The organism is Aminobacterium mobile DSM 12262 (assembly GCF_000526395.1).
Classification (GTDB): domain Bacteria; phylum Synergistota; class Synergistia; order Synergistales; family Aminobacteriaceae; genus Aminobacterium; species Aminobacterium mobile.
The window spans coordinates 33,951-46,933 of sequence record NZ_JAFZ01000004.1 but is presented as its reverse complement, the minus strand read 5'-3'; the positions used below and the strand labels follow the sequence as shown (position 1 = coordinate 46,933).

Here is a 12,983-nt window from a genome sequence, read left to right as displayed (position 1 = left end):
GTAACGTGACGGAGCGAACGGGAGCCAGACTGGAGGCGCTGCTTGCAGTTGTTTTTTGGGGAGGTTCTTTTACGGCGATCAAAATGGTGGTTTCTCAGGTTTCTCCTCTTACTCTTTTATGGCTTCGTTTTGGTATAGGAGCCGTGGTTTTAGGGGGAATTTTGTGGGTGAAGCATGGGTTCCACCCGCTCTCTTTTCGGCAAGTTGTAGAGCTGTGTTTCTTGGGGTTCCTTGGCGTATTTCTTCATAACTATATCCAATCTTTGGGTCTTCGAACGGCAGCGGCAGGTATCTCTGGTTTGATTATTGCCGGGACTCCTATTCTTATCGCTTTATTGGGGGCCTTTTTTCTTCGGGAAGCACTTTCTTCTATTCAGTTAGGAGGAATATTTTTGGCTGCCTTCGGTGTCCTTTTTATCGTGTCTAAAGGGCATTTATCTTCTCTGTGGAGCGGGTGGGGGAATGTAGGTAATCTGGGGGAGAGATTGGTCCTCCTCTCATCGTTTACCTGGGCTCTTTTTTCTGTGTTATCTCGTAGGATTTTACAGAGGATGTCTTCAAGTCTTGCCATGTTTTATGTGATTCTTTCCGGATGGATTTTTTGTTCAGTCCCCTTCTTTTTCCAGGGGAGCCAGGAGGTTTTTATACTTGATAAGTCAGGTTGGTATAGCGTCATTTTTTTAGGTGTTTTCTGTTCAGCTATAGCCTATGTTTTTTGGTATGATGCTTTGAAAAAACTTCCTGCCTCAGAGGTAGGTGCCTTTCTTTATCTTAATCCAATTGTAGCAGTGGCTGTAGCTACGTTTTTCCTAGACGAACCTATTTCGTTTTCTACTCTTGTAGGAGGGGGTTTGGTTCTTATAGGAGTAGGAATTGTGAACTATCGAGAGGAAAGCTGATCGGTGTTTCGGTCAGAAAGTTCATTAATAAGGATAGCTATATAAAGAGATAAAAGTTCGCGAAAATTCTGAGAGTCGATATTGCACATAGACTCTATTTTATTGATTCTATAGTTAAGGGTATTTTTGTGAATGCTAAGAGCTTTTGCAGCTCCACTTGGGCTGAAACGATGTTCGCACCAAACGCGGAACGTGTTTATAAGTTCAACGCTGTCTGATGTTGCTTTTAAAGGGGCCAGGATGGATTCCCGATAGCGCTTCGCTATATCTCGACTCGCAGTAGTCAGTAAATCTTCGAGCATCAAATCGGAGATAGAGTATATACTGGGTCCATAGTGGATGTTTTTACCAATGGTAACTGCCTTCCATCCATCACGATGAGACGCTGGTAAGCATGATATATCTTGAGCTAAAGAACCAATTCCTATTACAACATGCAGTCCTTTCCCTTCCATGAGTTTCTTCAGCTTTTCGCATTCCTTCCAGGTTCTCTGTACAACTTCTTTTTCATTGAGTAGAGCCTTGGCTGCCCGTAGGATTTCGTAACGACCGGAATCCATCATCGTAGAAATATCTTGTGGGCGATTAAAAATAGTTCGAATGGCCATCATAATGTCCATTTGTGTGTAAGGAACGGTTTCAATTTCTAATCCCTGAGAGGTAACGGCACGGGCATCGAGAAGTTCTATAGTGACAGCTATTCTCGGAATTTGCAGTTCAAAACCAAGGCCTCTCGCAGTAGCCAAGAGAGAAGTTTCATCATCTTTTTCTGGATCAAAAGCAGCTATTTGTTCTAAAAGGCTCTGGATGGCCCTGCTTCGGAGGAAGAAAACCTCAGAAAACATTTTTTCGCTGAGGATAAGCTCCGTGTGTTTCTTCACGAGCATTCCAAACGGAGTTACTTTTGAGGGAACTCCTGCAAGGGCTATGGTTCCTATCCGTTTCCCTGTGAATTCTATAGGAAGAGTCACCCCAGATTTTACCCCTTGTAAGTGTTGTACGTCTTGTTCCTGTTGAATAGAGTTTTGTCCGGTTCGAATGACCTCTAGCGATGGCTCGTGAAGAGTGCCTCTCCGACTGGGATCGCTTGCCCCGATAATCATCCCCTTTTCATCGGTGATAATAATATCTATCCCGATTAATTCTGCTGTGGATGAAGCTAATTTTTGTGCTATTTTATCAAGCATTTTGATAGTTCCCCCTTACGGGAATTTTGTTTTTATTTAAGCATGTTTTGTCTAAAAATACAATAATTTGCAGTAAATAATATCTTTTACTGTGTTTTTACCCCAAGATATTTGTGCTTTTTTTATCTATACTATAACCAGAGTTAAAAAGGATTTTCTCTCAAGCTTAAAGGAGGTTCGAGGAACTATGAAAAACCGGGTTATACTCTCTGCCTGTGCCGGAGCAGCGTTTCTTTTTGTTGTTCTCATGGCGGGTATGGCTGAAGTGCTGTAGATAGAGTTTTATATTTTTTGAATGGCTTGGCCGTGCCATTTTAAAATATATTCCCCTTTCCCACGGGAGGACGCAACTGTCCTCCCGTTTATTTTTTATTTTTTTATTTACCTTAGTAAAGAAATAACTCTCTAATAAACAATTATCTTGTCTTTTCTATGCATTGACAATAAAATAGCAATGAGATACTCTTCAAACAAGTAAGTTGATTCATACTTATTAAGTGGGGGGTAGGGTAATGAAGAAACTCGTCATTTTGGTTATTGTTCTTCTTGTTGCAGTTGGAGGTTGGATGGTTGTAGGCAACAAACCTCAGGAGCAGGCTCCTGCACCTCAACAGCAGGCAGCAGAAAAACCGGCTGAACAGCCGGCAGAGAAACCAGCCGAAGCTCCAGCGGAGAAAACGTCAGAAGCACCAGCTGAAGCTGCCAAGTTCCATATCGGTATTTGCACAGGTACAGTTTCTCAGTCGGAAGATGACCTTCGTGGCGCTGAGCGTCTTATTGAAGAGTACGGAAGCGTCAGCGACGGTGGCATGATCCAGCATATTACATACCCTGATAACTTCATGGTAGAAATGGAAACGACTATTGCTCAGATAGCTGGTCTTGCCGACGACCCATTGATGAAGGCCATCGTGGTGAACCAGGCTATCCCAGGAACCACAGAAGCTTTCCGAAGAGTGCGTGAGAAACGCCCTGACATCCTTCTTTTTGCTGGTGAAGCTCACGAAGATCCAGGTGTTATCGAGTCTGCCGCAGACTTAGTTATTAACTGTGACAATATTGCTCGAGGCTACTTGATTGTTGCAGCAGCCCAGAAAATGGGAGCAAAAGAATTTGTTCATATTTCCTTCCCGCGCCATATGAGCTATGAGCTCCTTTCCCGTCGTCGTAACATTATGGAAGAGGCTTGTAAAGATCTAGGGATGGGTTTCCATTTTGAGACGGCTCCAGATCCCACGAGCGACGTTGGCGTAGCAGGAGCACAGCAGTTTATTCTTGAAAAGGTTCCAGCTTGGCTTGAAAAATATGGAAAAGATACGGCTTTCTTCTGCACCAATGACGCTCATACCGAACCTTTGTTGAAGAGAATTGCTGAAGAGGGCGGCTATTTTGTGGAGGCCGACCTTCCTTCACCTCTTATGGGGTATCCCGGAGCTTTGGGCATCGAGCTTTCTGATGTGAAAGGCGATTGGCCGGCAATCCTTGAAAGAGTAGAGAAGGCTGTTGCTGATAAGGGCGGTGCCAAGAGAATGGGCACATGGGCGTACTCTTATGGTTACACCACTACCGCAGCTCTTGGTGAGTTTGCGAAGAGAGTTATTGAGAAAACATCAGAAGTGGGTAATGTGGAGCAGCTTTTTGATTGCTACGGAAAATATACACCAGGAGCTAAATGGAACGGAAGTCTTTATACCGATGTAGCTACCGGCGTAGAGAAGAAGAATCACGTGCTCGTCTATCAGGATACCTATGTGTTCGGTCTTGGATATCTTGGTATGACCGATGTCGTTGTTCCTGAAAAATACTTCACCATTAAATAGTAGGCTCCGTGAATATAACTTAAGCCTTTCCTAAAAGGGGAGGAAGTCCCTATTCCTCCCCTTTTTCCTGTTTATAAGAGCAGGGGAAAATAAGGCCTAAGGCCTGCTGTAAGAGGGGCCTTGGAGTATGAAGAGGTGACTATAATGGCTTTATCTGAGCCCTTATTGAGAATGGAAAACATCGGTAAAGCGTATTTTGGTAACAGAGTTCTGAAGGATATTAGTTTTACCCTTGAAAAAGGGGAAATTTTGGGGTTGGTCGGAGAAAATGGTGCCGGCAAATCCACCCTCATGAATATATTATTTGGAATGCCGGTTATTCAAGAAACTGGAGGCTATGAGGGAAAAGTTAGTATTAACGGCCAGGAAGTTCAGTTCAAAAGCCCTTTTGACGCTTTAGAGGCAGGAATAGGCATGGTACATCAGGAATTTTCCCTGATCCCAGGTTTTTCTACCGCAGAAAATATTGTTTTGAATAGAGAATCTACAAAATACAATGTTCTTGTGGAGTCTTTTGGGGAGCGTCTTCGGACCCTTGATACGTCTAAAATGAAAGATCGAGCTGTAAAAGCTATTGAAAAACTCAATGTAGTTATAGATGCAGATACTCTCGTATCGGAAATGCCTGTCGGGCATAAACAATTCACTGAAATAGCCAGAGAAATTGATAAAGAAAAGACGCAGCTTTTAGTGCTGGATGAACCTACCGCTGTTTTGACAGAATCGGAAGCAGAGATACTTTTAGCATCAATGAAAAAGTTGTCGTCTATGGGGATTGCTATAATCTTTATTTCTCACAGATTGCATGAAGTTATCGATGTTTGCAATAAAATTATAATTTTGCGAGATGGCCAAGTTGTACATGAAACAACTCCGGAAAAGACGAATGTAATGGAGATTGCCTCTCATATGGTGGGGAGAAGCATTGAATCTGCTTTTGCTCGGCAAGAAAGGGAAAAACCATTAAGTAAAGATATTCTTCATGTGGAGCATCTGTGGGTAGATATGCCTGGAGAGACTGTCCGAGACGTTTCTTTTACAGTTAAAGAAGGGGAAATTTTTGGTATCGGAGGATTGGCAGGTCAGGGGAAGCTTGGCATAGCTAACGGCATTATGGGCATGTATCCTTCTGGTGGCTCAGTCTCTTTTGGTGGACAGGCTATCGTTTTGAATGATCCTCGCTCTCCCCTTTCTCTTGGAATAGCTTCTGTATCAGAAGATCGTCGCGGTGTGGGGCTTTTGCTGGAAGAACCCATATCGTGGAACATTATTTTCACAGCTCTTCAGACACAAAACAAATTTTTGAAGCCAGTATGTGGAGGGCTTGTTAAAATTCGAGATGAAAAGGCTATAGCGGAATGTGCTGAAGAGTATATTCAGTCTCTGGATATTAAGTGCACAGGCGGACATCAGCGAGTTCAAGAACTATCTGGTGGTAATCAGCAGAAGATATGTTTAGCGAAGGCTTTTGCTTTAAATCCTAAATTGCTTTTCGTATCTGAACCTACGCGGGGTATTGACGTGGGGGCGAAGAGAGTTGTTCTCGATACCCTTCGTGAATATAATCAAAAACAAGGTACGACTATTGTTATGATTTCTTCCGAGCTTGAAGAACTTCGTTCAATTTGCGATAGGATAGCGATTGTCAATGAAGGGAAAATAGCAGGAACCCGTCCTGCGACAAGCCCGTCCACCGAGTTCGGTTTGCTTATGCTTGGTGCTATTCAAAATGGTGCGGAGAAGGTGGGAGCATGATGAATACATTGCGAAGCTTTGTCGAAAAAGCTGGATGGCCACGGGTAATAATAGCCTTATTCCTAGGGGTCCTCTTTGTTGTCGCTCCCTTTGTAAGAGTTCGGGTCGATGCTTCTATAAGCGATACATTGGTTCGTTTTGGAATGAATGGTGTTATGGTATTAGCCATGGTTCCCATGGTTCAGGCTGGGTGTGGCTTGAACTTTGGCCTCCCCTTAGGAATTATTGCTGGCCTTCTAGGTGCAGTGACCAGTATTGAAATAGGAGTTACCGGGCTTCCGGGGATTTTGATAGCAATGGTTATCGCTGTTCCTATTGCGGCCGTCTTAGGATGGTTGTATGGACAGCTCCTTAACAGAGTTAAAGGCGGAGAGATGATGATAGCTACGTATGTAGGTTTCTCTTCTGTGGCCTTCATGTGTATTATGTGGCTAATGCTCCCTTATAAAAGCCCCAACATGGTGTGGGGGTATGCTGGAACGGGGCTACGTACCACCATTTCTGTCGATGGCTTTTGGAGTAAGGCTATCAGCGATATTTTTGCTTTTAAAATCGGAAGATTCTTTTATTGCCCCACGGGGATGCTTCTGTTTTTTGCCCTCATGTGTTTTCTCATGTGGCTCTTTATGAAAACAAAGATTGGAACAGCAATGACCACTGTAGGATCAAACCCGGAATATGCAAAAGCATCAGGGGTGGATGTAGATAAAATGAGAACTCTCTCTGTCGTTCTCTCCACTGTCTTAGGAGCCGTAGGGATTATTATTTATGAGCAGAGTTTCGGGTTTATTCAGTTGTACATGGGGCCTTTTTATATGGCTTTCCCCGCAGTGGCTGCCATTCTTATCGGGGGAGCATCGGTGAACAAGGCCTCTATCTTTAACGTGGTTGTTGGGACAATTTTGTTCCAGGGTATTTTGACAATGACGCCATCGGTTATTAATAGTTTAATCGAGACGGACATGTCGGAAGTTATACGAATCATTGTTTCTAACGGCATGATTCTGTATGCTCTCACGAGGGCGGTGAAAATGAAATCATGATGACAAAAAAATCGTCTTTCCGAGACGACCTCTCTCATTTTCTTATTAGCAACGCAGTTCCAATAATATTCTTGGTATTGAGCGCCGTAGCTATCCCTATTTCGAGATTTTCCACGCAATATCTTGTGCAGGAAATGCTCGTTCGGCTAGCTCGAGATTCCTTTCTTGTCCTTTCCCTTCTCATTCCTATTATGGCAGGGATGGGCCTCAATTTCGGAATGGTCCTTGGGGCTATGGCTGGCGAGATCGGCCTTATCCTCATTACAGACTGGAATGTAGTAGGGTTGCCTGGAATGCTTCTGGCTATGATTATTTCCACCCCTCTAGCTATATTTTTAGGGTGGATGTGTGGTGTTATTCTCAACAAGGCTAAAGGACGTGAAATGGTTACGTCCTTTATTTTGGGGTTTTTTATGAATGGGGTCTATCAGCTTATCGTTCTTTATGGGTTTGGCAGCGTATTTCCCATTAAAAGCCCTGATCTTGTGCTGTCTCGAGGTTTTGGCATCCGTAACGTTACGAATCTAGAAAACATTCGGAAATGTCTCGATAATCTCATCCCTATTACTATTGGTGGGGTTGCGATTCCCGTGGCTACTTTTATCGTTATTGCCCTTTTCTGTGTCTTTGTAGTATGGTTCCGAAAGACAAAGTTAGGGCAAGATATGCGAGCTGTGGGGCAGGATATGGAAGTTGCTGATTCGGCGGGTATTCCTGTGGAGCGAACGAGAATTATATCTATTGTTATTTCTACCGTTCTTGCCTGTTATGGACAGATTATTTTCCTTCAGAACATTGGAACGATGAACACGTATAATAGCCACGAACAAGCGGGAATGTTTGCCATCGCAGCTTTGCTTGTTGGGGGAGCCAGCGTTTCAAAGGCCACAATTCCTAATGTATTCATAGGGGTTATACTCTTCCATTTGATGTTTGTTGTTTCTCCTATGGCAGGGAAATATCTTATAGGAGAAGCCCAGCTGGGAGAATACTTCCGTGTTTTTGTTTCTTACGGAATCATCGCTATAGCCCTTGTGCTTCACTCGTGGCGACGTCACCGTGATAGGGAGCGGGCGCGACGAGCTTTACGCGGCAATGCCTGACGACGGAGAAGAGACGGGAGGCGTAATAATGAGGCGATTAACGGTTAATGTAGGGCTGATGGTAATTCTGGTGCTTTTTTCTTTCTTACTTTATAACGTGGGGAAAGGATATACGTTGCTTGTAGATAATAAGCCTATCACGATTGGAGAGCAGTCTTTTCAGCCCTATCCGTGGGTAAAAGTGTATATAAGCAGCGTGGATGAACCTGTAATGTTAAAGGCAGGGGGAAGAGATTCTGTTTTTGTAGTAGGGAAGGCACATAAAGTTCGTGTAGAAATTTTAGATGAAGGTAAAAACATTATAAGAGAGGTAGAACAGAAGTTTAAGCTTTCTCGAGATTCCGGTGATCTTTTAAGTATCCCTGCTCTTGGAGAAAATTACCCACAGTGGATTCAGAAACGTCAGTAACTTGTGTTTTTTAGGGCCTGGTTCATGTAGAACCAGGCCCTTTTATCTTTTATGATATGGATTCCCAGCTGGAGGAAAACAATAGGAGCCTGGAGGAGCGTACCTTTTCGTTCTTTATGATATAGATTTGCCCCACTCATCTACAAAAACAAAATCCTGAAGACTTTTTCTATATCGTGTTTCCAGCTCTTTCTGGCGTAGTTCCTCTGGCAAAGCGTCAGGAGAACCAGGGAATCCTACTGCAATAGCAGTAATGGGGTCAAAATCTGCAGGCACGTTATAAAGTTCTTTGACGCGAGAGGAAGAGAAACCCGCCATAGGATGAGCTGCCAGGCCGAGAGCGGTTGCTTGCAGAGCAATATTTTGAATAGCCATTCCTACGTCATGATATGCATGGCGATTTGTTTTTCCATTCAATGAAAAAGTTGTTCGAGCCAAAGCGATGATTAAAATAGGGGCTTTTTGAGCCCATATGCTATTTTGTTCAGCTAGACACGAGAGCATCTTGCGAAAAGACTCATGGTTATTTTTTATAGCTACAAGAAAAAACCAAGGCTGATCGTTATAACATGACGGTGCCCAACGTGCCGCTTCAAAAAGCGACAATATTTTATCTTTGGACGGAATTTCTTCTGTAAAAGAGCGTGGACTCCAACGTTCTCGAATCAAGTCATGTATAGGATAATTGGCGGAAGCGCTTTTCTTCATAATCTATTGCCCCTTTCCTCTGGCGTATCTATTTTCCTACACAAAATTCATTAAAAATTTTGTTCAGAAGAGCATCGTCTACAGAGAGACCGAGAAGACGCTCCATAGCTTGCCGACACTCAGAAAGACACAATGCTATTACATCATCTCCCAGTTTAGATTCTAACGCCTCTATCCCGCGCGCAAGCGAATCTATGGCTTTTCGGATCTCTCCGACTTGACGCGAGGAAGCATTGAGGCCTGAGGTTAATGTTCCCCCTCCTGCAATACGTGCAACAATAGCGTCTTTGAGAGATTCCAACCCCTCCTTTTTTTGTGCAGAGATAACAAATACGGGGCTCTCCGGCAGAATACCGTTGATTATTTCTTCTGTGACAACCATAGGTAAATCGGCTTTGTTTATGACTACAATATGGTCAGTAGCGGAAATTTTCTGTGCCAAAGACAGATCTACAGACGTAAGGGCTTCGCTTCCATCGATAACCCAGATCCGAATATCAGCCTCTTTCATCGCTTGTTCTGCTCGAGCGACTCCTATAGCTTCAACTTCGTCTGTAGGCGCACCGATCCCTGCTGTATCTACTAAACGTATCGGAATGCCTCGGTATGTAAGAACTTCTTCGATGAGATCTCTCGTAGTTCCTGGAATGGCTGTTACTATCGCTCGAGATTCCTTCAACAGAGCATTAAGAAGAGACGATTTTCCTACATTGGGACGACCTACAAGGGCTACTCGTATTCCTTCTCTGAGGAGTAACCCTGTGTTGCAACGATCCAATAGATCTTCCAAGCTCTGACGTAACATCCAAAATCCTGATTCTGCGTCGTTACGGTCTATATAGGGAAGGTCTTCTTCAGGGAAATCCAATCCAACCTCAACGCTTGCGGAGAGCGAGAGCAGTTCGTTGTAGATATCATGGGCAAAGGTGGAAAGTTCTCCGCGAAGAGTGCGGGTTGCAGCCCTAAGAGCTTCTTCACTTTTTGAACGAATAATACCGAGAACAGCCTCTGCTTGCGAAAGGTCAATTTTCCCATTGAGGAAAGCGCGTTTTGTAAACTCTCCAGGTTCGGCTAGGCGAGCTCCTTTTTTAATGAGGTGCTCTAAACATTTTTGAGCAACCAAAGTGCCTCCATGGGTGGATATTTCTACCATTTCTTCCCCAGTGTAGCTTTTTGGAGACCTAAACCAGGAATAAAGCACCTGATCAATGCATACTCCTTTTTCATCGAGGAGATAGCCATTTCGCAAAAAACGAGGGGGTGTTTGTGCTAAAGGAATGAGGCCTTGAACTACTTCATCTGCTAAAATTCTAGAGTTTGGACCAGAAAGTCTCACGATAGCAATACCAGCCTCTCCCCAGGCAGTAGAGATTGCAGCGATGGTTTCTTCAGGCATAGTTACATAACCTCCCTTCGTTTTAAACGATCATAATATTTTCTATACGTATATTACAACAAAAAGGGCTGCTTCTTGTTAAGCAGCCCTTTTTTTAATCTTCCACTTTAGGTACTATAAAAGCTCTCTCACAGACACTCCGAGCCGACGTATCCCTTCATCGATCATATCTGGGGAAGGAAATGTGTAACAAAGCCGTAAGTGATGTGCCCCTCCTCCGTTGGGATAGAAAGGTTCTCCTTTTACAAAGGCTACATTTTTTTCTAGTGCCTTTTCGAAGAGGTCGTTCGATGATATATAGGGGGTTTCAACCCAATAGAAGAAACCACCAGCTGGAGTATGAAAAAAAGCGGTCTCTTCAGGTAGGTGGACGTTCAATGCGTCCTCCATGTAATCCCGTTTTTTTCTATAATGATCTACAATTCGAGGCAGGAAGGACTCTAAATATCCTAATCGGCAATATTCATAAACGAGAGCCTGAGCCACTACGCTCGTACATGTATCTACTCCTTGTTTAAAGACTGCCATTTTTCTAATAATGTCTTTATTGCCGCAACACCACGCTACTCGCGTTCCTGGCGCAAGAATTTTTGAAAAAGATCCAGCATAGATGACGAGGCCTGTCTTATCAAGAGAATAGAGAGGGGGTATATTTTCTCCCTCAAAACGGATATAACCGTAAGGATCATCCTCCAGAATGGCTATTTTGTATTTTTGAGCAATAGCTATCAGTTTTTTACGCCGCTCCAAGCTCATGGTAACACCGGAAGGATTATTGAAGTTGGGAATGGTATAAATATATTTAATGCGGTTCCCTTTTGCATGAGCTTTATCTATGATTTCAGGTAGTTTGTCTACTTCCATACCGTGGTTATCACAAGGGACACAAAGGAAACGAGCTCCATGATTATACATATCAATAGTGGCTCCCAGAAAAGTGGGCTCTTCTGTAATAACGTAATCTCCACGATTAATAGTAGAGAGGGTGAGAAGGTCTGTTGCTTGAATAGATCCAGAAGTTATAAGTATCTCTTCCATGGAGATTGTGCGTCCCAAACGGGGGGCGAGCCATTGAATTAGAAACTCCTTGAGGGGAGGATATCCTTCTGTAACCCCATATTGAAGAATATCTTTCCCATGCTTTCGGATAATGGACGAGGCTTCATAAAACTGTTCTATTGGAAAAATTTCTGGGTCGGGCATTCCACCTGCGAAAGAGATCATGCCAGGTTTTCTAATAATATGGAAGATGTCACGAATAGGAGAAGGTTTTATTTTTTGTGCTGCTTCACTATAGAGAGGTTCCCAAAAATTGTCCACGCTTGCAATTCCCTCCCTTGTCGTTCAAAAAGAGCCCGTTATGTTTTACACACGGGCTCTTTTTATCTATTCTTTTTTCTGGTAGCAGCGGAGTACACTCCTATGCTTCAACGGTTTGAACCAGTTCTTGCACTGCTACCGCCAACCTTTTAACTCCTTCCTCTATTACCTCTGGCGTAGGGAATGTGAAGCACAGTCGAGCGTTATGAATTCCACTTCCTGGGTTTGTGCAGAAAGGTTCTCCAACTACGAAAGCTACCTTCTTTTCGATAGCTTTTTTGAAGAGATCATGAGTATTGACCCCAGGGAAATGGAGCCAGTAAAAGAATCCTCCTTCAGGTTTAACCCACGATACCCCTAAAGGATCGAGATGGCGCTTGAAGCTTTCGTCCATAGCGTCTCGTTTAACGCGGTAGTTACCGATAATGACGGGTAAATGTTTATCGAGATAGCCATTGCGGCAATATTCGGCTACCAACGCTTGGGTAATGGTGCTAGTGCACAGGTCTGTAGCCTGTTTAAACACCGTCATTTTCCTTATAATATCTTTGGAACCGGCAACCCATCCTACACGACTGCCTGGCGATAGAATTTTGGAGAAAGAGCCAGCGTAGACAACTCCTCCCTGACTATCGAAAGAAAATATAGATGGGAGATGTTCTCCGTCATAACGCACATAACCGTAAGGGTCGTCTTCGAAGATAGGTATATTGTATTTATGAGAAAATTCCACAAGCTTTTTCCGCCTTGCAATTGACATGGTAGAGCCGCCAGGATTATGGAAATTAACGATAGTGTAAATGAACTTTATATTCTTTCCTTCTTTACGAGCTCTTTCTATGGCTTCCGGCAGCAGATCGACTTGCATACCGTTCCTATCCGTAGGAATGCCGATGAAGCGGGCTCCATGATTATAGAAAGTAGTGAGGGCAGCAAGGTATGAAGGATCTTCGGTGATGACATAATCGCCTCTGTCTACCATGGCCCAAGAGAAAAGGTCAAGAGCTTGTTGGGATCCAGTGGTAATAATCATTTCTTCTGTAGGAGACACAGCTCGCCCCATTCGCGGGGCGGTCCACTCTGCCAAAAATTCTTTCAAAGGGAGGTAGCCCTCTGTCGTCCCATATTGAAGGAGATTTTTACCATCATCTTTAAGAATGTGGACTCCTTCATAAAACTCATCAATCGGGAAAATCTCTGGAGCAGGCATTCCTCCTGCAAAAGAAATCATACCAGGTTGTTTGATAACAGAAAGCATCTCTCTAATAGGCGAAGGCCTTACGTTCACAGCATTGTAACTGAAATTTGCCTCCCAAATTTTGCTCACACATATCGCCTCCCCA

General features: G+C 43.6%; 11 protein-coding genes. 6 read left to right on the top strand and 5 right to left on the bottom strand.

Features of this window, described 5'->3' with window-relative positions:
- Window positions 1–5 precede the first annotated feature (5 nt).
- A complete protein-coding gene (locus K360_RS0109855) occupies window positions 6–899 on the top strand; it encodes a DMT family transporter (protein ID WP_024822986.1) in 894 nt (297 codons plus the stop codon).
- Here the strand turns inward: K360_RS0109855 and K360_RS0109850 are convergent.
- Entirely contained in the window at window positions 881–2,086 is a 1,206-nt protein-coding gene (locus K360_RS0109850) for a CdaR family transcriptional regulator (protein ID WP_024822985.1), read from the bottom strand. The two genes, K360_RS0109855 and K360_RS0109850, sit on opposite strands and share 19 nt — an antisense overlap.
- Before the next feature lie 512 nt (window positions 2,087–2,598).
- Here K360_RS0109850 and K360_RS0109840 point away from each other — a divergent pair.
- From K360_RS0109840 to K360_RS0109820, 5 genes are all read left to right on the top strand, one after another.
- Window positions 2,599–3,906, top strand: a complete 1,308-nt coding sequence (locus K360_RS0109840) for a DUF3798 domain-containing protein (protein WP_024822984.1) — start codon at window positions 2,599–2,601, stop codon at window positions 3,904–3,906.
- A gap of 144 nt (window positions 3,907–4,050) precedes the next feature.
- A complete protein-coding gene (locus K360_RS0109835) occupies window positions 4,051–5,661 on the top strand; it encodes a sugar ABC transporter ATP-binding protein (RefSeq protein WP_024822983.1) in 1,611 nt (536 codons plus the stop codon).
- Complete coding sequence (locus K360_RS0109830; protein WP_024822982.1) at window positions 5,658–6,704, top strand: ABC transporter permease subunit; 1,047 nt, start codon at window positions 5,658–5,660, stop codon at window positions 6,702–6,704. Before K360_RS0109835 ends, K360_RS0109830 begins: the two co-directional genes overlap by 4 nt.
- The gene (locus K360_RS0109825; protein ID WP_414630721.1) at window positions 6,701–7,807 is read left to right on the top strand and encodes an ABC transporter permease; all 1,107 of its coding nucleotides are present in this window, start codon (window positions 6,701–6,703) and stop codon (window positions 7,805–7,807) included. The genes K360_RS0109830 and K360_RS0109825 overlap by 4 nt, the downstream gene beginning before the upstream one ends.
- A gap of 28 nt (window positions 7,808–7,835) precedes the next feature.
- Window positions 7,836–8,216 (top strand): DUF6672 family protein, encoded by a 381-nt coding sequence (locus tag K360_RS0109820; protein WP_051461168.1) that lies wholly within the window; start codon window positions 7,836–7,838, stop codon window positions 8,214–8,216.
- Between the two features lie 114 nt (window positions 8,217–8,330).
- Here K360_RS0109820 and K360_RS0109815 read toward each other — a convergent pair whose 3' ends face one another.
- From K360_RS0109815 to K360_RS0109795, 4 genes are all read right to left on the bottom strand, one after another.
- Entirely contained in the window at window positions 8,331–8,924 is a 594-nt protein-coding gene (locus K360_RS0109815; RefSeq protein ID WP_024822979.1) for a nitroreductase family protein, read from the bottom strand.
- Between the two features lie 28 nt (window positions 8,925–8,952).
- Window positions 8,953–10,320 (bottom strand): tRNA uridine-5-carboxymethylaminomethyl(34) synthesis GTPase MnmE, encoded by a 1,368-nt coding sequence (mnmE, locus tag K360_RS0109810; RefSeq protein ID WP_024822978.1) that lies wholly within the window; start codon window positions 10,318–10,320, stop codon window positions 8,953–8,955.
- Between the two features lie 114 nt (window positions 10,321–10,434).
- On the bottom strand, window positions 10,435–11,640 hold the full coding sequence (locus K360_RS0109805) for an aminotransferase-like domain-containing protein (protein WP_024822977.1): 1,206 nt from the start codon (window positions 11,638–11,640) through the stop codon (window positions 10,435–10,437).
- Window positions 11,641–11,740: 100 nt separating this feature from the next.
- Window positions 11,741–12,967 carry an aminotransferase-like domain-containing protein gene (locus K360_RS0109795; RefSeq protein ID WP_024822976.1) on the bottom strand — a complete coding sequence of 409 codons (1,227 nt, stop codon included), beginning with the start codon at window positions 12,965–12,967 and terminating at the stop codon, window positions 11,741–11,743.
- Between the last annotated feature and the right edge of the window lie 16 nt (window positions 12,968–12,983).